Below are 24,911 nucleotides of genomic sequence, written 5' to 3'. Positions count from 1 at the left end.
TATGGAAAAGTTTAAATATTCATTGCTCGTTTTATTCGGTGCTTGCAGCTATGGCATACTTTCAACTATTTTCAAACTCGGATTCATAAATGGATTTTCAGCACATCAACTCTTAGGGGGACAATATGTCTTCGGATGGATTGGACTATTTCTACTCGTTCTTTTCTTTTCACGTCATAAAGTAACAAAAAAACAATTCTTTTCCTTACTAACCGTCGGAACAACAATGAGTATGACCGGGATTTTTTACGCTATTTCTGTAGAAGAACTACCCGCATCTATCGCTGTCGTCCTACTCTTTCAGTTCACTTGGATTGGTGTCATTATCGAAGCCATTGCAAATCGAACATTTCCAAGCCGCGATAAGATTATATCTATCCTTATTTTATTTGCTGGTACATTGTTTGCAGGTGGTGTATTTGAAGGCCTCGGACAAAGTTTTTCTACGAAAGGGATTATCTTTGGACTATTAGCTGCTGTCTCTTTTTCATTCTATGTTTTTGCAAGCGGGCGCGTCGCTACGGATGTTCCGCCTTATACGAAAAGCTTCCTTATGACAACAAGCGCTACTCTTATCGTATGCCTATTCTTTCCGCCAACCTTTTTAACAGACGGTGCTTTGCAAGCCGGTCTATGGAAATATGCTTTCTTCCTCGGATTATTCGGCGTTGTTGTACCTGTCATTTGTTTTTCAATCGGTGTACCAAAGGTTGGAACAGGGCTTGGTACGATATTAGGTGCAGCTGAATTACCAACTGCTATTATTGCTTCTATTACACTTGTACATGAAGTCGTAACGTTCATGCAGTGGATTGGAATTATTTTCATATTGGTTGGGATCTTCACTCCTCAGCTGCTTACGGCTAGGAAAGAAAGGAAACAAAATCGCGTGCATAGCGCTTGAAAAAATACAGAATTTATATAAAAGATATAACTGCAATTAAAATAAGTAAATTTATCTGGAGGTATAAATGACTATTTTAAGCATCGTATTTTTTGCTATTATGTGTATCTTCTTCCTAATAAGATATATGAAAGAAAAGAAATTTTACGATTTACTTCTCATTCCCGTTTGTATATATGCAGGAGCAGTGAAAACTCCTTTCGTAGAGTACTTAAACTTTAATACTACATTTAAAATAACGTATGATATTGCAGCTATTATTCTTGTAATCCTTGCTGTACTTTTCTTTTTGAAAGATAAGAAAGAGAATCATACTGTATAACAAAAGACCTTTCATTTACTTGAAAGGTCTTTTTCTCTATCTCATTTTACTGCTCCATACAGCTTCTCTATCTCATGCTCAATTTGTTTTACATCGATTCGCTCAAATAATGGCTGTACGCTATCAATTCTACTTGGCAACGTATTTTGCGGTTCCCAATTTCGTTTCACAATCGACAATGTGTTTCTAACCCTTTCACTTGAAAATGGTAAAAACGGTTCAAGGAGATTTGCAAAATTAGCGATAAGATACACACAGTTATAAATCGTTTCTTCACATGAAACTGGATCATCTTCTCTTTGTTTCCAAGGCTGCTTTTCATCAAAGTATTTATTTGCAAAACGTACTGCATCAAATATTGTTTCTAGCGCCACCTTAAATTTAGTTTGCTCAATCGCCTCTCCTACATGTTTATATAATCCTTCTACTTTATCTTTCAGCTCTACCTCAATACTTCCCTTCGGCACGATACCACCATAATATTTTTCAATAAACTTTAATGTCCGGTTCACAAAGTTCCCGTATGCACCTAATAATTCACTATTATGACTGTAAATAAATTCCCGCCATGAAAAATCAGTATCGCGATTTTCTGGTGCGTTGACGGTTAAAAAGTAACGAATAGAATCTGGATCATAGCGTTCTAATATGTCAGGCACCCATACTGCCCAGTTTTTACTTGTAGATAATTTTCTTTTTTCAACTGTTAAATATTCATTCGAAACGATATGACGCGGGATTGCTTCCTCCCCTATTCCAAGTAATACCGCTGGCCAAATGACGGAATGAAACGGAATATTATCCTTTCCGTGCACATAATATGTTTTCGCTTCGCTATCCCAAAACTCTTGATCATCTTTCCCTGTTTCTTCAGCCCAATGTTTACTCGCTGAATAATAGCCTGTCACTGCTTCAATCCATACGTAAATTTTCTTATCTTCATACCCTTCTACTGGAATTGGTACCCCAATTGGTAAATCACGTGATACGGCCCTATCTAGTAATCCTTCCTTTACATATCTCTCTGTTAGTTGAATCGCATTGTCGCGCCATGTCCCTATTTGCTTGGCAATTTCTACAGCCCTTTTAATTTGCTCCTGAAATGTATGCAATGCGAAATAGAAATGCTCTGTTTCCTGTACAGATGGTGTACTACCACATAACTTACATTTCTTTTCTAACAAATCGAGTGGATCTAAAATAGCAGAACACGCATCGCATTGATCTCCTCTTGCTGCTTCATGACAATGTGGACATATTCCTTCTACATAACGATCCGGTAAAAACTGCGTACACGTTTCACAATACGCTTGTTCCACTATTTTTTTATAAATATGTCCTTCTTCTAATAAACGTAAAAAAACATTTTGAACCGTTTCATGATGGTGCTCACTATCTGTACGTGTATAGCAATCATAAGTAAAACCAAGGCTACGAAAACATCGCTGGAACTCTTCATGATACTGATCAGCAATTTCCTTCGCTGTCACACCTTCTTGTTTTGCTCTAATTGCAATCGGTGTTCCATTACAATCACTTCCCGAAACATACAACACATTCTCACCTTTGGACCGGTAATAACGTGCTAAAATATCTCCAGGTAATAAACTCGCAATATGGCCAAGATGTAATGAACCATTCGCATACGGCCAAGCGCCCCCAATAAAAATACTCATCTTACATTCCTCCTTTAAAATATAAAAAGCCCCACCCCTATCTTAAAAAAGATAAGGGCGGGGCTGTATAAACAGTCGCGGTACCACCTTATTTCGCCAATTACTCACATAATTAGCCTTAACAAGTACGGAGCTATATGCTCTTATACTGTGGTTTTGATAACGAGTACCAACTCTCGTCGCCGCCTACTATTATCATTTGATAAGTTCAGGACGAAGCTCAAAGGCCATTGTTCAAATGAATATTCTTGCTTCTTCTCAGCTACCGAAGCTCTCTGGAAAGAATGTGTTCATCCTACTTTTCCTTTTCAACGCTTTTACGTATAACAAGTATTGTACGACTTAATCACAGAAAAATCAAACTTTTATCCGGAAAGAAAAGGAAATTACATCCCCCTGCCGAATACCTATACGTTCACAAAAGGAGTGATAACATTGAACCAAAAACAACTAAGCACTATAAATGAAAAAAGCTGGAATACAGCTGCTTATGAAGCTTGGACGAATCGCCATGGGGCGCCAGAGGATTATGCAAAAAAAATTATGGAAGATCCCACACGCGAAGTAGCACATTATTTACCTTACATACAATCTCCAAAAGGAAAACGTATTATTAACTTACTCGGCTCAAAAGGAAATAAAGGTGTTGCTCTCGCTCTTTTAGGCTCTGACGTAACAGTTGTTGATATTTCAGCAAGTAATGCAAAATATGCAAATGAACTTGCGGACGCAGCAGGTGTCTCTATCCAGTATGTCGTTTCTGATGTATTAAATGTGCAGCTCTCCGAATCATTTGATATCGTATTGCTGGAACTTGGTGTACTCCATTACTTTCTAGATTTAAAACCACTCTTTCAAAAAATTGCTACTTTACTTAAGCGAGATGGAATGCTTATCCTTCGTGACTATCATCCTGTTTACACGAAATTATTAGGAGTCGACCACCCATCATTTCAGGCCAATGGAAATTATTTCGATGAAGAATTAATTGAAGATGATGTTGCTTATAGCATCCTTCTTACAGAAGCACAGAAAGAATCGCTACCTAAAACAACCATCCGTCGCTGGACGCTAGGAGAAATCATTACAACAATTGCGGAAGAACGTTTTAAAATCGAAAAACTAGTTGAAGAACATGGATCTCATCAAAGATGGGTCTTTCCTTCTACTGCACCAGAAGGAATCGAAGAACGTATCCCTGGTCTATATACAATAATTGCGACAGCATGCAAAAAAGGATCCCTTCACGGATAGGATCCTTTTTGCATGCTCACGCATATAAGTTGAGGTTGGAGATTACCATAATTCTGTAGAATAGGACACAAGATATTTCAACATTTCGTCTCTGACTTACGTCGTCAAAAAGGGGTATGACCAACATAACGAAGAGTAATGTTTTTAGTTGATACTGATAATCGTTATCAACTAATTAGAAGTATACATGATGTCATTTCAAATTTCAATAGCATTTCTAATATTTATTTATGAATTTTATGATATGCAAATGTATACATTTTAAGAACTTTTTCTAATACCAATCTGACTCCTTCCATTATCTGCTATAATTTTCATTGAACAGATTAATAACTTCATAATAATGTTTTTATTAATTTTGTTTTAAATATCTATAAATCATAATAAATAGTTTAAATAAAGGTAGGGGTAACGATGAAATATGTTAGTATTCGAAAAAAACTACTGTTCACACTCTTAAGCATTTCTTCTTTATTTAGCATTGCTCTTATTGTTATTCTTTCATTCGCCATGAATCAAGCAAGTGAAATCGAAACGTTAAAAAATGATGTATCAAAAAGAGCGACGATTTTAAAAGAACGTGGCGATTGGTTCCAAGCACAAGTTGCTGGTTTACAAGAATATTTGCTATCACATGATCAAAAAGGATTAGATAAGTTCAATCGAGAAGGGAAAAAATTAGCTGATACTAGAGAGAAAGTAACAAGTGACAAGAAGCTCCCAGAAGGAATGAAAGAAGCTATTTTAATGGGGGGAAAATGGCGTAGCGTCATGGATAATGAGGTACTACCTCTTGCGCGTGAAGGAAAATGGGAAGAAGCATCCAAAATTGCTTTATCACAAACAGATTATGTAAATGATCTTTTAGGTCGTTTTAATAAATATACAAATGAAGAGAATGAGAAACGTGACGCATTAATTGCTGATGTCGAGTCTTCTTCATCACTTATTCAATATATTATTTTCTTCTCACTCATTACATGTACATTAACGTCTATCTTATTAGCATGGTGGTTCTCTGGTAAACTTGTTAAACCAATTCGACAAATTGATGAGAAGTTAAAAGAATTAGCTTCTCAAGATGGAGATTTAACGGCTAGATTACACGTAACAAGTAAAGATGAAATTGGTGACATTGCAAATTCCTTTAATCAAATGCTCACTAACTTACAGCATATAATAAAACAAGTTCAACAAACATCAACAAGTGTAAAAGAAGCTTCCGAAAATGTATTTATCGAAACAACCGCTTCTATGGAAAATACCGCAAGAACCCAAGAAACTATGAATACTCTTGAACACAATATTCGTTCACAAGTTTCTAGCATTGAAGAAAGTTCAACCGCAATGGATGACATGGCAACGAGTGTTCAGCGTATCGCTGAGTCCGCCTCTTCTGTTACTAGTTTAGCTGTCACAACTTCAGAAAAAGCAGATGATGGGAATAAAGTCATTGAGAAATCTATTACACAAATGCATACAATTAACGAAGCTGTTAACGCTACATCACAAGTAGTTGAGCGACTCATTACACATACAAATCATATAGATACTGCACTTCAATCTATTTCGAATATCGCCGACCAAACAAATTTACTCGCTTTAAATGCTTCTATTGAAGCAGCTCGTGCTGGTGAACATGGAAAGGGATTCGCTGTTGTTGCCGATGAAGTTCGAAAACTTGCTGAACAATCTCAACTAGCCGCAACTGACATTAACCATTTACTTCATCAAATTCAAGCTGATACAAAAATAGCAAATAACATGATGACACAAGGTCAAGCAGAAGCTTCTGAAGGAATTACGGTTATTCGTACCGCCGGATCTTCATTCTCAGAAATTGTTAACCACATTAACAAAGTCTCTACACAAATGCAAGAAATGTCTGCAACTGCTGAAGAGATGGCTGCAAGCTCTGAAGAAATGAACGCAGCTTTAAATAATATCGCTTCTATTTCAAACGAAGTTGCTGCAGAAACATCACAAACAGCACATTCGGCTGGTGATCAAGTAAACAAAATGAGTATCGTGGCTAAAAAATCATCTGAAATGAAAACAATCGTACAAGAACTTGAAGTTCTCGTCTCTCATTTCAAAACAAACGCTTAAAGTGAAAATGACACGAGCTCAAAGGTATAGGAATGAAAGTTTTACAGTCTCTCTTTTTTCACTTTAAAATATCTCTTTCTATCTCTCATTCCGTCTGCTATAATTCCTAAAGGAAATAAGAAAGCTTTATTCCAACTGGAGTAAAGCTTTCTTTCAATTTTTTACATTTATTAATTCTAATACTAAGATTTCACAAAGGAGGCTTTTAATTATATGAATTTTGTAAGTATCAGAAAAAAACTTATGTTCATGATGGGAACGATTTGCGCTTTATTTGGTGTCGCCTTAGCATTTATTTTATTTTTTGCTATCGATCAATCTCGTAAAGCTGAAACATTACAAAAAGAAATTTCTCCACTGGCAACAGAATTGAAAGAACGTGGGGACGCTTATCAAGTACAGCTTTCTGCTTTAAGAGGTTATTTACTACAACATGATCAAGTCGAATTAGACAAGTTTAATGAGATGAGTAAACGTCTTGAGGATTCAAAAGATAAACTTCTTTCTAATCCAAATCTTTCTTCGTCCGTAAAAAGCACAATGGAATTAGGGTCTACTTGGAGAAAGTTCATTGAAGAAAAAGTATTCACTCTTGCAAAAGAACAAAAATGGGAAGAAGCTTTACAAGTAGCTTCTTCAGAAAACGGAACGGTCTATAAAGTAATTGGTGACTTCACAAATTACAGTAATGAACAAGCTAAATTACGTGAACAAGCTATTGAAAAAATTGATCAATCTGCACTCTTAATCGAATATGTTATTTTCTTATCACTTGTTGTATGTATTATCGTTGCAATTATTCTTGCATGGTGGTTCTCTGGTAAACTGGTGAAACCAATTCAACAAATTGACACGAAACTAAAAGAATTGGCCTCTCAAGAAGGTGACTTAACGGCACGTCTACAAGTAAATAGCAACGATGAAATAGGTGCTATCGCAACATCATTTAATAAAATGTTAGAAAACCTACAACATATTATTAATCGTGTTCAAAAAACATCAGTGGAAGTACAAACCGCTTCTGAAAATATGCTAGAAAAAACGAATACATCACGTGAGGCGACATTAAGAGTCCAAAGCTCGATGTCCAACTTAAATGCAAGTATTCAATCACAAACTTCTAGTATGGAAGAAAGTTCAACTGCAATGGATGATATGGCAGTAAGTGTTCAGCGCATTGCTGAATCTGCTTCATCTGTAGCGGAACTTGCTGTTGCCACATCTGAACATGCTAGCGATGGAAGTACCGTTATCCAAAAATCTGTTTCACAAATGACAACAATACACGAAGCTGTAAATGCTACGTCAGAAGTGGTTGAACGTCTAATCACTCATACGAAATATATTGATACTGCTGTACAATCTATTTCTAATATTGCTGAGCAAACAAACTTACTTGCTTTAAATGCTTCTATTGAGGCAGCTCGTGCTGGTGAGCAAGGAAAAGGATTTGCTGTCGTAGCTGACGAAGTTCGAAAGCTTGCTGAACAATCTAAAACAGCTGCAACAGACATTAATCAATTACTACATCAAATTCAAAATGATACAGAAACTGCTAGCTCTATGATGTCTCAAGGCCGTTCTGAAGCATTTGAAGGTATCAATGTTATTCGTGAAGCTGGTACTTCTTTCACAACAATTGTGGAACAAGTAAATAAAGTATCTACTCAAATGCAAGATATATCAGCAACTGCTGAAGAAATGGCTGCAAGTGCTGAAGAAATGAATGCTTCACTTAATAACATCGCTTCTATCTCTACTGAAGTATCCAGCGAAACTGCCGCAACGGCACAATCTGCTGAACAGAAAGTTATTGTTATGAATGAAATGACAGTAACTGCTAGAAAAATGAAACAAACAGTTGAAGAGTTAGATCAGCTCGTATCTCATTTTAAAACAGAATAGATGTTCAAAAAATATCCCTTCTTTGAAAGAGGGATATTTTTTTGAGCTCATTTCCTGCACATTATGCTCATTTCCGTTATAATGAGAATCGATATCATTAAAGTGTAGGAGGGGCTGCTTATGTCACAAGAAGCATTTGAAAATAAATTACTTGCCAATTTAGAGGCTGTTATTGACCCTGAACTAGGTGTTGATATCGTTAATCTTGGATTAGTTTATGATGTTACAGCAGATGAAAATAATAATGCTGTCATTACGATGACTATGACTTCTATCGGTTGTCCAATGGCTGGGCAAATCGTATCAGACGTTAAAAAAGTATTATCAACAAACGTACCTGAAGTTAATGAAATAGAAGTAAATGTCGTTTGGAATCCACCGTGGTCGAAAGAACGTATGTCACGTATGGCGAAAATCGCATTAGGTATTCGCGACTAAATAAAGTGGAAATTTCATCATTTGCGGATAGCGGGATAAAGAAAAGACCTGACTAGGATGTCAGGTCTTTTCTCTTATTATTTTACACCTACTGCATCATAAGCTTTCGTTACAGCTTGTACAGCTTTAGAGTTTTTACCATATAAATCTTCAGCTGACTGAAGAGCAGCTTGACGCATCATTTTGAAGTCAGAGTTTGCAGTTAAATATTTCGTAAGAGCACGGTAGTAAATTTTTTCTGTCGCTTCACGGCCCACTCCAGTTACTTTCACGCCGTAATGATCTCCGCCTTCAGATACTAAATATGCAGCTTTATTGTTAATACTGCTGTTAATATGAACACCGCCATTATCAGCTGTTCCAGTATAACGTTTACTATAGTGATCTGGGTAACCTTCACTTGGTTTTAATGGATTTGGAATAGACGCTGGGTCTTTAAGAGAGCGAAGTGCATCACCAGGTTTATCAGGTGTATAAATATCAGCACCTAAATCCCAGCTCTTCTTCTCAACCATAACACCCATAATGTCAGATAACGATTCATTTAACGCCCCTGACTCATTTTTGTAAACAAGGTTTGCTGTATGTTCAGTTACAGCATGCGTTAATTCGTGACCGATAACATCAAGTCCAGCAGATAATGGAATGAATGTTTTTCCATCGCCATCACCATACATCATTTGTACACCATTCCAAGCTGCGTTATTCCAAGCTGTACCTACGTGAACAGTAGAAATAAGCTTCGCACCTTTATCATCGAAAGAGTTACGATTAAATGTCTTTTTGTAGTAATCATATACTTTTCCTGCATTTACATGCGCATCAACTGCAGCTTTATCTTCGAAGAACTTAGATTTACTTTCAACTTCTTCTCCTGTATATCCAAGCCATTGTGAGAATAAATTAAACCAGTTCTCGTCCATATTTTCTGCATCAAATGTGTGAACACCTTGTCCTCGTTTACCATCAAACAAGTTGAATTGTCCTGTTTTCGTATCTTGAGCAATTTCAAATGATTGTCTAGCACCTAATACTCCGTAACCAAATCCAGTAATGTTATCTACAGCGTTATATTTCTCAATAACATTTCCATTCGTTGCATCAACAAAATAATGCCAATATCCTGGAGCTGGTTTTGAAATCGATGCCTTAACTAAGTATGCAAGGTAGTAATTACCGTCCTTTTCATATACAAATAAATCTTTTTTCACACCGTCATAACTCTTTACTTTACCAATTTCTTTCTCAATATCTGCCTTTGCAATTGTTTCTGCTTGTTCCGCAGTAATGCTTGCAGCTGCAGGAATATTTTTATCATCTAAATTCGGAATAACTTGTCCGAAGAATGCTTTTACATTATTCTCTTTATCAAGTGTAACAGTTTGATCAGAACCGTACACAGGAATGTTATTATGTTTCTCAACTAGCTTCACATGTGTCGTATCAGATTCAGCGTCTTTTTCTTCCCCAACGATATTAAAATGCTTTTCAATATTTCCTGCTAATTTAAACATATCTTTCTTACTCTCTAAGTATTGAAAGACTGTCTCTTTTTTATCTAGTCCTTCCGGTGCTTTCCATTCTTCACCTATGTATGCAGGTGTTTTAAATTCTTGATGATATTGAATTTTTTGTTCTTCCGCTTTCGTTGTCGTTGCCCCAAACGCTCCAAATCCCCCGGCGATAACAGTTAACGCTAATGCTGATGAAATGACTTGCTTTTTCACTATAACATTCCCCATTCCCATAAAGATTTTTGACACTTTTATACAATTCTTATTTTCCCAGCCGATACCTCTACCAAAAATTTGAGAAACATTTTTCAGACAATTCCAATCAAAAAAAAGAAGACATCTATCGGATGTCCTCTTTTCTATAAACCTTTTATTGTTTTTTCAATTCAATTGCTAAATAGTGTGATTGCTCTTTCGCTTGAATGTGAATATCTTCTTCTACCGCTTCTGCTGCATCCCGCATAACAAACGTTTCACCATTTATTACACTGCTTCCTTCAATTTGTACAAGGTACAATTGACGGCCTTCTTTCACTGGAAAATGAATTTCTTTTCCAGCCTCTAATGATAAAGAATATAAATTTGCATCTTGGTGAATTTGAATTGGTGCATTTCCTTCTACTGAAGATACCATATGGAACCATTCATTTTTACGCTTGCTCCAATCAAATTTAAACTCACCATAGTTTGGTTTATGATCTGCGCGGTCTGGTAAAATCCAAATTTGTAATAAACGCAGCGTTTCATCGCCTAAATTATGCTCGCTATGAAATACACCCGTGCCAGCACTCATATATTGAACATGTCCACGCTCAATCGTTCCGCGATTTCCCATGCTGTCTTCATGTGTTAAAGCACCATCTACAACGTAAGAAATAATCTCCATATCACGGTGCGGATGCATATCAAAACCAGTTTGCGCCGCTACTAGATCATCATTAATAACACGTAACGCTCCGAAGTTCATGTTATTTGGATTGTAGTAATTGGCAAAAGAAAAATGAAAATGTGTATTTAACCAACCATGATTTGCTCTGCCCATATTTTTATGATCAACTTTTCTAAACATATCCTTCACCTCATACTATCTCGAATTCGAGATTTATTTTAAAATTTTTTTCTTACTGTAACTTTTTTAGTAGTGTTAATAATTGATTTTGTTCTTCTATATTTAAATTATGAAACTTCTCTGCTTGGAACGTTTCTTGAGGTGGAACAATTTCCTCATATAAAGCTCTGCCCTTTTCTGTTAACGAAATATATTTCGTAGTACCCTCTTGCTCACGATGAATCCACTCAAGCTGCTCCATTTTATTTAAAAGCTGCGTCACATTTCCTTTCGTAACAAATAGCTTATTTCCAAGTTCTTGTTGTGTTAAACTATCATGTCCTCCGACTTGAGCTAGCACATCAAACTGAGCGGCAGATACATTCCATTTTTTCAAATGCTGATTCGTCTCACGGATGCTCTTGTTATAAAAACGTGATAAACGAAACCATAATAGTAGCCCTAGTCTATCTTCTGTTTTCATTTCATCACCTCGCTCGTTTTATATCATTAGTTTAGAACTAAACTTTATAAAAGTCAAATACTTATTTTTAATAAGTATAAAGAAAGCACAGCGCTATTTCTCCACTATGCTTTACATTAACTTTCTATTCTTATATTCATCCAATTTCCTCTCCGCGAACTTCCTCGCATCTTTTTCAACCCACCGCTCTTCGTACCGTTCACTTCCCACATACAATATATCTCTCTTATGCTGCATCGCATGGCGAAATTCATGCAGTAGCGTTTTGAGAACTTGATCATACTCTTCCCACATACAAACGAAAATTAATTGCTTTTCTTTATGATAAAAACCACCTACTGGGAATAGGAACTCTTCTTCCTCTTCCCCTAATGATAGAAGCACATCATTTGCATCACACGTATCACAAAAAATAACGGGCGTTTTACATAATTCAATAAGAGAAAACAAATCCTCTCTCAGCTTTTTGACATCCCAAGGAAGCTCCGAATCCAACACATACCAATTCTCTACCTGTTGATATACATTTTGAAACTGGAGTTCCATTTCTCTTTATTCCCCTTTCCAAGCACCCTTTTTCTATATATATGCCACAATATGGTAAATATTAAACGTATTCTTTCATCCTTGAAAAAATACCAATAAAAAAGGAATCTACGTCGACATAGATTCCTTTTCTGTAATCACTTTTTTTTCATCATTTTTTTTAATACAAAATAACCAATTGCACAAACAATAGCAGCAAGTGCAAAGTATTTCACATATGGCCCCGCAACTTTATTAATACTTTCCCACTCTGTTCCTAATTTAAAACCTAAATATACAAACACAATTGACCACGGAATAACAGCTAATGTAGTTAGCGTAATAAACTTAGCATGTGACATTTTCGCAATACCCGCTGGTATCGAAATAGCATGACGCACAACCGGAATAAAACGTGCGGTAAAGATAACGCCAGTTCCATAACGATTAAACCAATCTTCAGCATAATCAATATGTTTCTTCTGGATTAAAATATATTTTCCATATCGCTCAAGAACAGGTCTTCCTCCATATCGACCAATCCAATAAATGAATAGTTGTGCAATTACACCACCAATTGTACCGAACGCGACAGCGCCCCAAAATGTAATGCTTCCTGTTGATACTAAATAACCTGCATAAGACAATACGATTTCACTTGGAATAACCTCTAGCATTAATCCAAGCATAATTCCCCAATAACCAAGTCCTTCTAAAAAAACTAAAACCGAATGAATCAACTCTCCTAACATCATTTACCTCTCTTTACTGTTTTCATTACAAAAATAAAAGTACAAGCAGGAAATATCTTGTACTTTTATTTTTTTCAATTTAGTTAGTCTTCGTATCCCACTTAAAGATTTTATTTAAGAATTTATATACATTCTTCGACTCTTTTGTCAGAAGTGGGCCTAAAATGGATAGTATAAGCACGTATAGTGCTGAGAATGGTTTCAGTACTGACATTAAGCCACCGGCGATACCGATATTAGCCATAATGATGGAGAACTCTCCTCTTGAAACGATTGTTAATCCGATATTTGTTGATGCTTTATGAGATAATCCAGCTTGTCTTCCTGCGATCATTCCTGCTACAAAGTTACCGATTATCGTAAGAAGGACAGCACCTAACGTTAACCATATCGCTCCGCCTAATGAGAACGGATCAATACTTAACCCGAAGCTGAAGAAGAAAATAGCTCCGAAAAAGTCTCTAAATGGAACAACAAGATGTTCAATTCGGTCACTATGCTCTGTCTCAGAGAAAACTAATCCTAGAAGAAGTGCTCCAATTGCTTCTGCAACGTGAATTGTTTCTGAAAAACCAGCAATGAAGAATAAAGAAGCAAATACTACAATAATAAAGATTTCATCTGAGCTAATATTGAGCAATTTATTTAATAAAGGCGTAGCCTTTCTAGCTACTATAAAGAATAGAAGCATATATCCTAAAGCAATTCCAATTGAAGTAAGGGCACCTAAGAAGGAAGCGTGATCTCCAAGTACTAAACCAGAAACAACTGATAAATATACAGCAAGGAATATATCTTCAAACATAATAATTCCTAAAATTAATTCGGTTTCATTATTACCAGTTCTTCTTAAGTCCACTAACACTTTAGCAACGATAGCGCTAGAAGAAATCGTAATAATACCCGCAATAATTAAGATTTCTAGTAATGGGAATCCCATTATAAATCCGTATAACAAACCAAGTGAAAAGTTAATTAAAATATAAATCGTTCCGCCAATCGCAATAGAGCGTCCAGATTTAATTAGTTTTTTCATTGAAAATTCTAATCCTAGATAGAATAGAAGGAATAGAACCCCAATCCGTCCAAGGAAGGAAATTACACTTGCACTTTCAATAAATTTGAGATCGATAACACCTATTGTCGGTGCATGCGGTCCTACTAACATTCCAAGAACGATTAGAAAAGGAATTACTGAGAATTTAAATTTTCCAGCAATTACTGCTGCAATTGCCACTAAAACTAAAGCTGTACCAACTTCAAAAATTAACGTATCCATCTAATCAGTCCCCCCTATTTGAAAGTAATTCATTAATGATTTTTTTTATTTCTTCTCTCTCACCTGAAACTACAAGCATATCTCCTTCTTCAATTACTGTTTCTGGTCCTGGATTAAATAGCTTCTTCATGTTCTTCTTCATAACTGCGATTATGGTTACGCTATATGTTTTTCTTATTTCAAGATCGCCAATTGTTTTTCCGATTGCTGGAGCTGTATTCTCCACTTTGAACCACTCAATCGCTAAACCTTCAAAAACCATCTCAACATTTTCTAACGCCCTAGGCTTATATACCATTCCACCTAATATTGCCGCGATTTGTCTTGCCTCTGAGTCACGTAGTGAAATACTTGAGATGCTTTCTTCATGGTCTGAATCAAAATGATACATTTCTCTACGACCATCATCATGAATGACAATTACCATCTTTTCATTACCTTTTGTAACGGTTTGAAACTTATAACCAATACCCGGAAGTTCACTTTCTCTAATATTCATTTTTAGCTCCTCCATAACTTATTTATTTTAATTTTCTGTTTTTCTGTCTTTTATTCATCCAATCAGCTTTAGAAATTCTAACCACTCAGGATATTTGTGATTTGGAAATCTTTTATTGTAATAATAAGCGGACCCTAAAAAGATACTTAAAGATGTAATGATAAAAAATATATTACTTCTCATTTTCAAACTCTCAAGGCTTACTTTCCATAAAGAATCTTCTTTCAAATTATCCCCACCTTCTCGCTTTACATTTAGTTTTTTAAAATGTAAATAATTCTAAAAATATTACGATGTAACATAATCATAACACAAAAATGACTTAAGTAACATAATTTTTTAGAAAAATTGATTCTCGTATATTTTTTGCATATAATTTTCTTATTACGAAAAAAAGGAAGTGTATTATATGGTTGATATCTTTAGCAGATTCCTTGAGGTAACGAATAATATTTTATGGTCATATATTCTTATTGCAATGCTAATCGGCTTCGGTCTTTACTTCTCTTTTAAATTAAAATTTGTCCAAATTACTCATTTCAGTGAGATGGTCAGCTTAATTAGTAAAGGGTTTAATCGAAAAGAAAAAAAGAAAGATAGCATCTCCCCATTCCAAGCATTTTGCTTAAGTGCAGCAGCACGTATCGGTATCGGGAACTTAGCCGGTGTAGCATTAGCAATTTCAATGGGTGGACCTGGCGCAATATTTTGGATGTGGTTTATCGCAATTATCGGAGCAGCTACTAGTTTTGTAGAATGTACACTTGCGCAAATTTATAAAGTAAAAGATGGAAGTAGGTTCCGTGGTGGACCAGCATATTACATGGAAAAAGGGTTAAACAAACGCTGGATGGGCGTCTGGTTTTCACTTCTTATTACAGTTGCGTACGGATTAATTTTCAATTCAGTGCAAGCAAATACAGTAACAATAGCGTTTGAAAATGCTTTTGGACTAGAGCGAACAATCGTAGGAGCTCTATTAGCTTTATTAGTTGCAGTTATTATTTTTGGTGGCATTAAGAGCATTTCACGTATTACAGAAATGATTGTTCCGCCAATGGCAATCGTTTATATCGGCGTGGCTATTTTTGTCGTTATTAACAACTTCAGTATGTTACCAAGCATTTTCATGGAAATCTTTAACGGTGCATTCGGTTTAGACCAAGCTATCGCTGGTGGTATTGGAGCAGCAATCAAGTTCGGAATTCAGCGCGGTTTATTCGCTACAGAAGCGGGAATGGGTAGTTCTCCTAATGCAGCCGCAACATCTGATGTATCTCACCCTGTAAAACAAGGGCTTGTTCAAGCGTTAGGCGTTTTCGTAGATACATTCTTAGTATGTACATCAACAGCATTTATCGTATTATGTTCTGGACTTTACAAAGGATCAAATTTAGAAGGTATCGAATTAACACAAAACGCATTAAGTTCACAAATTGGACCGTGGGCAAGCACTTTCTTAGCGATTATTATTTTCCTATTCGCTTTCAGTTCACTTCTAGGAAACTACTATTATGGTGAAACAAATATCGCATTCATTAAAGAAAGTAAAACATGGTTAATGATTTATCGTGTTGCAGTTGTCGGAATGGTATTCTTCGGATCAATCGCTGCTCTTAAAACAGTTTGGAGTTTAGCTGATTTATTCATGGGACTAATGGTATTCACAAACTTAATTGCCATCTCATTCCTTAGCAAATTTGCTTACGCTGCATTAGTAGACTATTTGAAGCAAAAGAAACAAGGCAAAGATCCTGTCTTCGTTGCAAACTCTATCCCTGGCTTAAAGAATACAGAGTGCTGGGATGGACAGGATGTAGAAGAAAAACAAAAGGCTGTTTAACAAATAAAAGCGGAAGCGGCTCGTTCAGAATCGCAGGACACTTCAAGCTCTCGACCTTGAAGCGCTTTTTGCTTCGAGCGAGAGAGCGAAATGACCGGAGATTCTAGCCGCTGGAGCTGGATATTAATTAAAAGCGGAGGTGACTTGCTCAGAACAGGAGGGCATTGGAGCTCCTGACGAAGAGGCGTTCTTTGCCTCACAGGAAGGAGCGAAATGACCGACTGGTCTAGTCACCGGAGCTGGATATCACTAAAAGCACAAGCGGCTCGTTTAGAACAAGAGCCATATCTCAAACAAAGGCCCTATTACTTCACCGTAATAGGGCCTTTTATTTACAAGAGTTCATAATTTGTTCAAATTAATTCCAGCAAAAGGGTTGATTTATAGAGATTACTAGATTATAATGATTATAAATTAGTAATTGATATCACATAACAACTCAAAAGGAGATTGATCATAATGAACAAACAAGTAATCGAAGTATTAAACAAACAAGTAGCAGACTGGAGCGTTTTATTCACAAAACTTCACAACTTCCATTGGTACGTAAAAGGACCTCAATTCTTCACATTACACGAGAAATTTGAAGAACTTTACACAGAATCAGCTACTCACATCGATGAAATTGCAGAACGTATTTTAGCAATTGGCGGCAAACCAGTAGCAACAATGAAAGAATACTTAGAACTATCTTCTATTCAAGAAGCAGCATACGGAGAAACTGCAGAAGGGATGGTCGAAGCAATCATGAAAGACTACGAAATGATGCTAGTCGAACTGAAAAAAGGCATGGAAATCGCTCAAGACTCTGACGATGAAATGACATCTGACCTACTACTAGGCATCTACACAGAACTAGAAAAACACGCTTGGATGCTACGTGCGTTCTTGAATCAATAATAATTAAAAGCGGAAGCGGCTCGTTTAGAGTCGCTTTTTTATGTAATGGTCGCACTTAGCGGTACACGAAATTATATCAACGATTTTTCAAATATATCGATCATTACCCGCAATATATCAACGATTTTTTCATTATATCGATCATTACCCGCAATATATCAACGATTTGACAAAGGATATCGATTTGCCGACAAATCACGACAATATCAGCGCCCCTCTCCCCTACTTTTATCAATATATTACAATCTCATCTATGTTAAAATATAGGAAACACCCTTTAGCTTTTCCAAATTCATCATTTACTACTTAAATGACGGGAGTGGTTCAGTTGAAAGACTACTTAATTAGAGCATTTTTTGCGTTAATAACAGTTGGGATTCTCTTACTTATAGCTAATATTTTCAATATACGTGTCGAGGTTAAGGACTATGCTTTCCTCGTTGTCGTAGCAATTGGTGGCGGCTGGGGTGGCTGGTACCTGTATAAAAAACAAAGCAATCAAAATGATAAAGGCATTCCAAAGTAATATGGAATGCCTCTTTTATTGCCTTCTGTAATAAATAATGAAATTCAGACCGCTAATACAACCAATCGCAATAAACATACAAAACGATTGTGGATCTCCACCTAGATTATAATCATCAACGATAAATCCGGACATAAACAACGTTATCGCGGAAACACCGATACACAATACCGAGATAAACCAAAGCGAAAATTCATTAATCAACTCTTTCTTCTGTCTCAAAACAATTAGCATAACAAGAATAGATGCTGCTAAAATACTTTTAAAAACCGGACGTAAATATACGAATTCCTCCATCTATTTCTCCTTTCCCAAAAACATTACATCTAAACATTAACATATTTAACCAAATTAAAAACACATGCCGTCTTACATTAAAACGACATGTGTTTCCGTATTTGCTATGATAGTTGCTTCCACTTCGTTCCCAAAACAGGACGCTCATAATTTTGGATTGCATGAATTAGTTTATCTGCTGTCTCAGCTGAAACGATCAATTCTTTATTTGATGGATTCATAAATCCTTCTTCCGCTGCACGTTCAACCATTTGCAAAATTGGTCCGTAAAAACCTTTTATGTTTAATAAACCAACCGGCTTATTATGTATACCAATTTGTGACCAACATACAACTTCAAATAGTTCTTCAAACGTTCCGTATCCGCCTGGAAGCGCAATAAAAGCATCCGCAAGCTCTGCCATTTTCGCTTTACGTTCGTGCATTGTTTCTACTTCAATTAATTCCGTTAATCCTGTATGCACAATCTCTCCTCGAAATAGACCGCGCGGCATAACACCTGTTACACGTCCACCTAAACGAAGAACCTCGTTTGCTACTTCTCCCATTAATCCGACACATGAACCACCGTATACGAGCTCATAGTCGTTCTCAACAAACATTTTACCTAACTGAATTGCCTGCTCTTTGAATTCTGGTCTCTCCCCTAAATTAGAACCTGCAAACACACAAATCTTTCTCATCCCTACACCCCGAAACTATATATTGTTATGATACAATGAACATTGTACAACATATTGAGGAGATGAGGAAGAAATGGATATCGTTGCATTTCAAAGATGGGTTGAGGAATTTTACGAAAAACGAAGCTGGTCACAGTATAATGCCTTTATTCGCTTAAATTTCTTAACCGAGGAAGTTGGGGAAGTTTCACGAGTCGTTCGTGCTATTGAAATTGGCCGCGATCGCCCTGATGAAGAGGCGAAAACAGAAGAAGAGCTAAAACAAGAACTAAAAGAAGAACTTGGCGATGTACTATCTAACCTTATTATTCTTTCGCAAAAATATGATTTAGACTTACAAGACATTATGGACGCACACGTCACAAAGCTTTCGAAAAGGTTCGAAGCATCTAAATGAGAATATTATCAATTATGGTATAATATTCTTGTCACAATACTAAGGGGGATTTTATGTTATCAAAAAAATTGCACGACGCATTAAATGAACAAATGAACTTTGAATTTTATTCTGCCCATGCTTATATGGCAATGGCTGCTTACTGTACAGCTGAGAGCTATGATGGATTCGCTAACTTTTTCCTTGTACAAGCTGAAGAAGAACGTTTCCACGCAATGAAGCTTTACAACTATATTAATGACCGCGGAGAGCGCGCTATTATTACTGGATTTGATAATCCGAATAACGAATACGAATCTGTATTAAACGCTTTTGAAGTCGCACTTGAGCACGAGCGTGAAGTAACGAAACGTATTTATAACTTATCTGATATCGCTTGGGACGAGCGTGAACATGCAACAATTACATTCTTAAAATGGTTCGTTGACGAACAAGTTGAAGAAGAAGCTTCATTCGATAGCATCATTCAAAAATTAAAACGTATTACAAGCGATTCAAACGCACTGTTTATGCTAGATGCTGAATTAGAGAAACGTACATTTACGCCTCCAGCTGAATAATACTTTTAATCACCTTAATGAATGGATTAAGGTGATTTTTTAATTTGTTCTTTTCTAAGCTCAATAACCTTAGCCATATCCTTCTTATAAAGCCCTGCAACCTTTTCAACAAAATCACTATGAGTAAAAGTACCCTCTCCCTCTTCTACTATGTTTAAGTACCCATGTGTAAATTTCAAAAATGCTCTAGCATCTTCTCCAGTTAAATGATTAATGTTATCTATAACCTCATCAAGTTCCTTTAAAATACCCTGTTCTTTCAACCTAATTCCTCCTCTCTATATTATTTATCATACAAAAACAAAAAAGTCGTTCATCCCTCTAAGCGAGAGATAAACGACTTCTTTATTATTTATTAAAGCATAACCCCAACGATAATCGCTGATAATATACTTACTAACGTTGCACCGTATACAAGTTTTAAACCGAATGATGATACAACGTTTGCTTGTTTGCCATCGATACTCTTCGTTGCACCTGCGATAATTCCGATAGATGAGAAGTTCGCAAATGATACAAGGAAGATAGATAAAATACCTACTGTACGAGCTGATAAATCACCAGCTACTTTTCCAAGATCAAGCATTGCAACGAATTCGTTCGTTACTAATTTTGTTGCCATAATTTGTCCTGCTTGTAGCATCTCTGATGTTGGAATACCCATTACAAATGCTAATGGTGAGAAGATGTATCCTAAAATGCTTTGGAATGTGATTCCGAAAATTGAATCAAATACACCGTTAATTGCTGTAATTAATGCTACGAAACCGATTAACATCGCCGCTACTGTTACAGCGATTGAGAAACCAAGCATAATATATTCGCCTAACATTTCAAAGAATGTTTGTTTCTTGTCTTCTTGTAATTCTAAAATATCGTCTTCTTCTTTTACTTCATATGGATTAATGATATGAACGATAATGAATCCACTGAATAAGTTTAATACAAGTGCTGTTACTACATATTTTGGATCAATCATTTTCATATAAGAACCGACGATTGACATCGATACTGTAGACATTGAAGATGCACAAAGTGTGTATAAACGATTTTTCGGTAATTTGCTTAGTTGATCTTTTACTGTAATGAATACTTCCCCTTGACCAACGATTGCAGCTGCTACCGCATTATATGATTCTAGTTTTCCTAAACCGTTAACTTTACTTAATAGGAAACCGACTGCACGAATGATAATCGGTAAAACTTTAATATGTTGCAGGATTCCGATTAATACTGCTAAGAAAATAATCGGTAATAATACTGTTAAGAAGAATGGTGCTTGTCCATCGTTTGCTAGACCACCAAATACGAAATTAACCCCAGCTTCCGCAAATTTTAAAATAGCGCCAAATCCATCTGCGATCCCTTTTACTAATACGAATCCGATCTTTGTATTTAGTAAGAAATACGCAAGTACCAATTGAATGACAAGCATAAGTGCAATTGGTTTATATTTAATTTTCTTACGATCTGAACTGATAAGGAAACCTAGTACAAACACTACAAGTAAACCGACTAGAAACATTACGAACTTCATATGTGAATCCTCCACTTCTCCCACGAGTTATTGGTCGTATAACGTATAACGAATGACGTCTGACCATTGTTGTTAAAAAAATTTAAAACCCCTAAAACTATTCAACTGTCATCTAAAATCAGTAAGCGTTTACATAAATTGCAATTTATAAAAGGTAGCTTCTTCTCTCCTACCATACTTGAAAGTCTGAAATTGATACCACCTACAAATCAAATTGTAAGCGTTATCTAGATGAAATGCAATATAAATTTTAAAAGATTTTTATATGTTAATATATTCCTAATTAATTGGTTTTTTCATGTAAATTTACCATAAAAATAGCCCTAGCTATGAGCTAGGACCATCCTTTTTACCCCGATTGGTGAGGGCTAATAATGAGTGGGAATAAAGCCCCCACTGATTAAAGTTTCACTTTATAACATAACACCAACGATAATCGCTGATAGAATACTTACTAATGTCGCACCGTACACAAGGCGTAGACCGAATGATGATACAACATTTGATTGATTTTCATCGATACCTTTCGTTGCACCTGCGATAATTCCGATAGATGAGAAGTTCGCAAATGATACAAGGAATACAGAAAGAATACCAACTGTACGAGCCGATAAATCACCAGCTACTTTTCCAAGATCAAGCATCGCAACAAACTCGTTTGATACTAATTTTGTTGCCATAATTTGTCCCGCTGTTACCATCTCAGCTTGCGGGATACCCATTACGAATGCTAATGGTGAGAAAATATATCCTAAAATAGCTTGGAATGTAATACCGAACATGGAATCAAACAAGCTATTAATTGCTGTAATTAATGCTACGAAACCAAGTAACATCGCTGCTACTGTTATCGCGATTGTGAAACCAAGCATAATATATTCACTTAACATTTCAAAGAATGATTGTTTTTTCTTATTTTCTAATTTCAGTGTATCTTCTTCTTCTGTAATATCGTACGGGTTAATAATATGAATAATAATGAAACCACTAAATAAATTTAATACAAGTGCTGTTACTACATATTTTGGTTCGATCATTTTCATGTAAGAACCGACAATTGACATCGATACTGTCGACATGGAAGATGCACATAATGTATATAAACGATGTTTTGGGATTTTACTTAATTGATCTTTTACTGTAATAAATACTTCTGCTTGTCCAACAATAGCAGCTGCTACTGCGTTATATGATTCTAATTTCCCTAAACCATTTACTTTACTTAACAAAGTACCAATAGCACGAATAAATATCGGTAAAATTTTAAAGTGTTGCAGAATTCCGATTAAAACGGCAAAGAATACGATTGGTAATAACGCTGTTAAGAAGAATGAAACCTCTCCTTTATTAACAAGACCACCAAATACGAAAACGATTCCAGCTTCCGCATATCCAAGAAGTGCACCAAATCCATCTGAAATTCCTTTTACTAAAATATAACCAACTTGTGTATTTAATAAGAAATAAGATAATGCTAGCTGAATAATAAGCATAATTGCGATTGGTTTATACTTAATCTTCTTTCGATCGGCACTTATAAGAAAACCGAGTACAAATACAACGAGTAATCCTACAAGAAACATAACAAACTTCATTAATAAAATCCTCCATTTAACTCTTCATTAACGTTGAACGTCTGACTACTCAAAACAAGAAATAATCCGAACTTTCCATTCCCCCTCCAAAATCTTCAATCGGATAGGAAAAATCATAAAAACTCTTGTTTCAAAGGCATTTTCCATTCTAACACAAATCACAAATCATATCCGCACTTTTCTCAAAAAAATTACATTTTATTATAAAACGTCTATGAATGTTCGTCTTTTACTATCTGCAAATGGTTGAATAAAACAAAAAAAGAGCATCAAGTTTCACTTGATGCCCTTTTCATTATACCGCTTTTTCTTTATCAGCTACTGCTGGCTCATCCCAACACTCTGTATTGTTCAAACCTGGAATAGACTCCGCATAAAAGACTGGATCTTTCCCTTGTTTCTTTTGCTTAATATAATCTGATAACGCTGCGAAAGCATACTTAGAAAGGAATACAATTGCTACTAAGTTAATAACAGCCATAATCCCCATAAATAAATCTGCTAAATCCCAAACGATTTGAATTGTCGCTACAGATCCTAGCATAACCATACCAAGTACAGCAATGCGGTATGCATTTAATAACACTTTACTTCCATTTAAGAACTCAATATTTGTTTCACCATAGTAGTAGTTACCTACTAATGAACTAAATGCAAACAAGAAGATCGCAACTGCTACAAATATAGAAGCCCATGGACCGATATGTTGACTTAACGCCTGCTGCGTTAATTGAATTCCATTTAAATCAGCTGCATTATGCACATCTGATAAAAGAATAATAAATGCTGTACAACTACAAATTAATAATGTATCAGTAAATACCCCTAAAGTTTGAATGAAACCTTGTTTAACTGGGTGCGTTACGTTTGCAGTCGCTGCTGCGTTCGGCGCACTACCCATACCTGCTTCATTTGAGAATAACCCACGTTTTACCCCTAATAAAATCGCAGCTCCTAATCCTCCGCCTACTACTTCTTTAATTCCGAAAGCATGTAAGAAAATTTCTTTAAATACATATGGAATTGCCGTAATGTTTGTTACAACAACGAATAACGCCACTGCTACATAAATAATTGCCATTACTGGAACAATCATTTCAACCGCGCGAGCAATTCGTTTTACTCCGCCGAAAATAATAACTGCAAGTAAACCAGCCATAACAAGACCTACTAATCTACTATCTGTTTTAAACGCCCCATCAAAGGCAGCCGCTACAGTATTAGACTGTACAGCGTTAAAAATCAATCCGAAACTTACTGTTATTAGAACAGAGAACACAACACCTAACCAGCGTTTCTTTAAACCCTTTTCCATATAATACGCTGGGCCCCCACGGAATGCATTCCCATCTTTTACTTTATAAATTTGCGCTAATGTGCTCTCTACAAATGCAGAAGCACCCCCAATTACCGCGATTAACCACATCCAAAATACTGCTCCTGGACCACCTGCTGAGATCGCAATAGCTACACCAGCTAAGTTACCAGTACCTACACGAGAAGCTGTACTCATACAAAATGCTTGAAATGATGATACACCGCTCTTCTCTTTTTGCGCTTTCCTCGTTTTCGAGCTTGCTCCATCCCCAAGCAAACGAATCATTTCACCGAAGTAACGAACTTGGACAAATTTCACACGAAATGAAAAATAGAGCCCTAACCCAATTAACATCGCAATAATGACATATGACCAAAGGATATTATTTACATCCCCAATTACCCTAGCTAAAAAATCCATATTTGCATTGCCCCCTCTTCCTAACAATAAGAAAATTATATTCTAAAAACTTTAAGTAATCAAGAACTTTATGTGAGGTTTCATGACATGAGTGCGTTAATTCTTTTAACATACGTGTTTTTTTAC

The 24,911-nt window shown here is 36.0% G+C and carries 25 protein-coding genes and 1 other annotated feature; of the genes, 11 read left to right on the top strand and 14 right to left on the bottom strand.

The window, feature by feature from the left end; all coding sequences use genetic code 11:
• The first annotated feature begins 1 nt into the window (after position 1).
• Both M1D66_RS02165 and M1D66_RS02160 read left to right on the top strand, forming a co-directional pair.
• Positions 2–904: an EamA family transporter gene (locus M1D66_RS02165; protein WP_000410484.1), complete on the top strand. Its 903-nt coding sequence runs from the start codon at positions 2–4 to the stop codon at positions 902–904.
• Positions 905–971: 67 nt separating this feature from the next.
• Complete coding sequence (locus M1D66_RS02160) at positions 972–1,226, top strand: hypothetical protein (RefSeq protein ID WP_074554286.1); 255 nt, start codon at positions 972–974, stop codon at positions 1,224–1,226.
• 41 nt (positions 1,227–1,267) lie between these two features.
• Here the strand turns inward: M1D66_RS02160 and metG are convergent, their stop codons facing one another.
• A complete protein-coding gene (gene metG, locus M1D66_RS02155) occupies positions 1,268–2,902 on the bottom strand; it encodes a methionine--tRNA ligase (protein WP_242554961.1) in 1,635 nt (544 codons plus the stop codon).
• A 50-nt stretch (positions 2,903–2,952) separates the two neighbouring features.
• Positions 2,953–3,223 (bottom strand) — a binding site (T-box leader).
• Positions 3,224–3,337: 114 nt separating this feature from the next.
• On the opposite strand from metG, the gene M1D66_RS02150 reads away from it, so the two are divergent.
• From M1D66_RS02150 to M1D66_RS02135, 4 genes are all read left to right on the top strand, one after another.
• Positions 3,338–4,156 carry a class I SAM-dependent methyltransferase gene (locus M1D66_RS02150; protein WP_242554960.1) on the top strand — a complete coding sequence of 273 codons (819 nt, stop codon included), beginning with the start codon at positions 3,338–3,340 and terminating at the stop codon, positions 4,154–4,156.
• Between the two features lie 414 nt (positions 4,157–4,570).
• Positions 4,571–6,265, top strand: a complete 1,695-nt coding sequence (locus tag M1D66_RS02145; protein ID WP_242554959.1) for a methyl-accepting chemotaxis protein — start codon at positions 4,571–4,573, stop codon at positions 6,263–6,265.
• 213 nt (positions 6,266–6,478) lie between these two features.
• Positions 6,479–8,170, top strand: a complete 1,692-nt coding sequence (locus tag M1D66_RS02140; RefSeq protein ID WP_242554958.1) for a methyl-accepting chemotaxis protein — start codon at positions 6,479–6,481, stop codon at positions 8,168–8,170.
• A gap of 120 nt (positions 8,171–8,290) precedes the next feature.
• Entirely contained in the window at positions 8,291–8,608 is a 318-nt protein-coding gene (locus M1D66_RS02135) for a metal-sulfur cluster assembly factor (RefSeq protein WP_000076422.1), read from the top strand.
• 77 nt (positions 8,609–8,685) lie between these two features.
• Here the strand turns inward: M1D66_RS02135 and M1D66_RS02130 are convergent, their stop codons facing one another.
• The 7 genes from M1D66_RS02130 to M1D66_RS02100 all read right to left on the bottom strand — a co-directional run bounded on the left by M1D66_RS02130 (position 8,686) and on the right by M1D66_RS02100 (position 14,709).
• Positions 8,686–10,335: a M4 family metallopeptidase gene (locus M1D66_RS02130; RefSeq protein ID WP_033685825.1), complete on the bottom strand. Its 1,650-nt coding sequence runs from the start codon at positions 10,333–10,335 to the stop codon at positions 8,686–8,688.
• Between the two features lie 157 nt (positions 10,336–10,492).
• The gene (locus M1D66_RS02125) at positions 10,493–11,191 is read right to left on the bottom strand and encodes a pirin family protein (RefSeq protein ID WP_006918782.1); all 699 of its coding nucleotides are present in this window, start codon (positions 11,189–11,191) and stop codon (positions 10,493–10,495) included.
• A 52-nt stretch (positions 11,192–11,243) separates the two neighbouring features.
• The gene (locus tag M1D66_RS02120; protein WP_086385547.1) at positions 11,244–11,654 is read right to left on the bottom strand and encodes a MarR family winged helix-turn-helix transcriptional regulator; all 411 of its coding nucleotides are present in this window, start codon (positions 11,652–11,654) and stop codon (positions 11,244–11,246) included.
• A 111-nt stretch (positions 11,655–11,765) separates the two neighbouring features.
• Positions 11,766–12,200 carry a DUF3920 family protein gene (locus tag M1D66_RS02115; protein ID WP_242554957.1) on the bottom strand — a complete coding sequence of 145 codons (435 nt, stop codon included), beginning with the start codon at positions 12,198–12,200 and terminating at the stop codon, positions 11,766–11,768.
• A gap of 137 nt (positions 12,201–12,337) precedes the next feature.
• Positions 12,338–12,931, bottom strand: coding sequence for an undecaprenyl phosphate transporter UptA (uptA, locus tag M1D66_RS02110; protein WP_000900214.1), 594 nt, complete (start codon positions 12,929–12,931; stop codon positions 12,338–12,340).
• A 79-nt stretch (positions 12,932–13,010) separates the two neighbouring features.
• Positions 13,011–14,210, bottom strand: a complete 1,200-nt coding sequence (locus tag M1D66_RS02105; protein ID WP_000380223.1) for a cation:proton antiporter — start codon at positions 14,208–14,210, stop codon at positions 13,011–13,013.
• 4 nt (positions 14,211–14,214) lie between these two features.
• On the bottom strand, positions 14,215–14,709 hold the full coding sequence (locus M1D66_RS02100; RefSeq protein ID WP_242554956.1) for a cation:proton antiporter regulatory subunit: 495 nt from the start codon (positions 14,707–14,709) through the stop codon (positions 14,215–14,217).
• Positions 14,710–15,118: 409 nt separating this feature from the next.
• Here M1D66_RS02100 and M1D66_RS02095 point away from each other — a divergent pair, with 409 nt between their 5' ends.
• From M1D66_RS02095 to M1D66_RS02085, 3 genes are all read left to right on the top strand, one after another.
• A complete protein-coding gene (locus M1D66_RS02095) occupies positions 15,119–16,552 on the top strand; it encodes an alanine/glycine:cation symporter family protein (RefSeq protein ID WP_000227591.1) in 1,434 nt (477 codons plus the stop codon).
• 459 nt (positions 16,553–17,011) lie between these two features.
• The gene (locus M1D66_RS02090; RefSeq protein WP_001041895.1) at positions 17,012–17,452 is read left to right on the top strand and encodes a Dps family protein; all 441 of its coding nucleotides are present in this window, start codon (positions 17,012–17,014) and stop codon (positions 17,450–17,452) included.
• A gap of 328 nt (positions 17,453–17,780) precedes the next feature.
• Positions 17,781–17,978 carry a hypothetical protein gene (locus M1D66_RS02085; protein WP_000656312.1) on the top strand — a complete coding sequence of 66 codons (198 nt, stop codon included), beginning with the start codon at positions 17,781–17,783 and terminating at the stop codon, positions 17,976–17,978.
• A 15-nt stretch (positions 17,979–17,993) separates the two neighbouring features.
• On the opposite strand, the gene M1D66_RS02080 is transcribed toward M1D66_RS02085, so the two are convergent.
• Both M1D66_RS02080 and M1D66_RS02075 read right to left on the bottom strand, forming a co-directional pair.
• The gene (locus M1D66_RS02080; protein WP_000390909.1) at positions 17,994–18,275 is read right to left on the bottom strand and encodes a hypothetical protein; all 282 of its coding nucleotides are present in this window, start codon (positions 18,273–18,275) and stop codon (positions 17,994–17,996) included.
• Positions 18,276–18,379: 104 nt separating this feature from the next.
• The gene (locus M1D66_RS02075) at positions 18,380–18,958 is read right to left on the bottom strand and encodes an LOG family protein (RefSeq protein ID WP_001225751.1); all 579 of its coding nucleotides are present in this window, start codon (positions 18,956–18,958) and stop codon (positions 18,380–18,382) included.
• A gap of 73 nt (positions 18,959–19,031) precedes the next feature.
• On the opposite strand from M1D66_RS02075, the gene M1D66_RS02070 reads away from it, so the two are divergent.
• Positions 19,032–19,355, top strand: coding sequence for a MazG nucleotide pyrophosphohydrolase domain-containing protein (locus M1D66_RS02070; RefSeq protein ID WP_086385549.1), 324 nt, complete (start codon positions 19,032–19,034; stop codon positions 19,353–19,355).
• 53 nt (positions 19,356–19,408) lie between these two features.
• Entirely contained in the window at positions 19,409–19,915 is a 507-nt protein-coding gene (locus tag M1D66_RS02065) for a ferritin (protein WP_000949403.1), read from the top strand.
• Between the two features lie 26 nt (positions 19,916–19,941).
• Here the strand turns inward: M1D66_RS02065 and M1D66_RS02060 are convergent, their stop codons facing one another.
• The 4 genes from M1D66_RS02060 to M1D66_RS02045 all read right to left on the bottom strand — a co-directional run bounded on the left by M1D66_RS02060 (position 19,942) and on the right by M1D66_RS02045 (position 24,785).
• On the bottom strand, positions 19,942–20,178 hold the full coding sequence (locus M1D66_RS02060) for a hypothetical protein (protein WP_000662911.1): 237 nt from the start codon (positions 20,176–20,178) through the stop codon (positions 19,942–19,944).
• A 92-nt stretch (positions 20,179–20,270) separates the two neighbouring features.
• On the bottom strand, positions 20,271–21,452 hold the full coding sequence (locus M1D66_RS02055) for a NupC/NupG family nucleoside CNT transporter (RefSeq protein WP_086385550.1): 1,182 nt from the start codon (positions 21,450–21,452) through the stop codon (positions 20,271–20,273).
• A 413-nt stretch (positions 21,453–21,865) separates the two neighbouring features.
• Entirely contained in the window at positions 21,866–23,047 is a 1,182-nt protein-coding gene (locus tag M1D66_RS02050; protein WP_000673839.1) for a NupC/NupG family nucleoside CNT transporter, read from the bottom strand.
• Positions 23,048–23,342: 295 nt separating this feature from the next.
• A complete protein-coding gene (locus tag M1D66_RS02045; RefSeq protein WP_000346408.1) occupies positions 23,343–24,785 on the bottom strand; it encodes an alanine/glycine:cation symporter family protein in 1,443 nt (480 codons plus the stop codon).
• Positions 24,786–24,911 lie beyond the last annotated feature (126 nt).

It is taken from the genome of Bacillus sp. PK6-16 (assembly GCF_056530295.1).
Note: the sequence above shows the minus strand (reverse complement) of the source record. Positions and strands in the feature narration are given on the sequence as shown.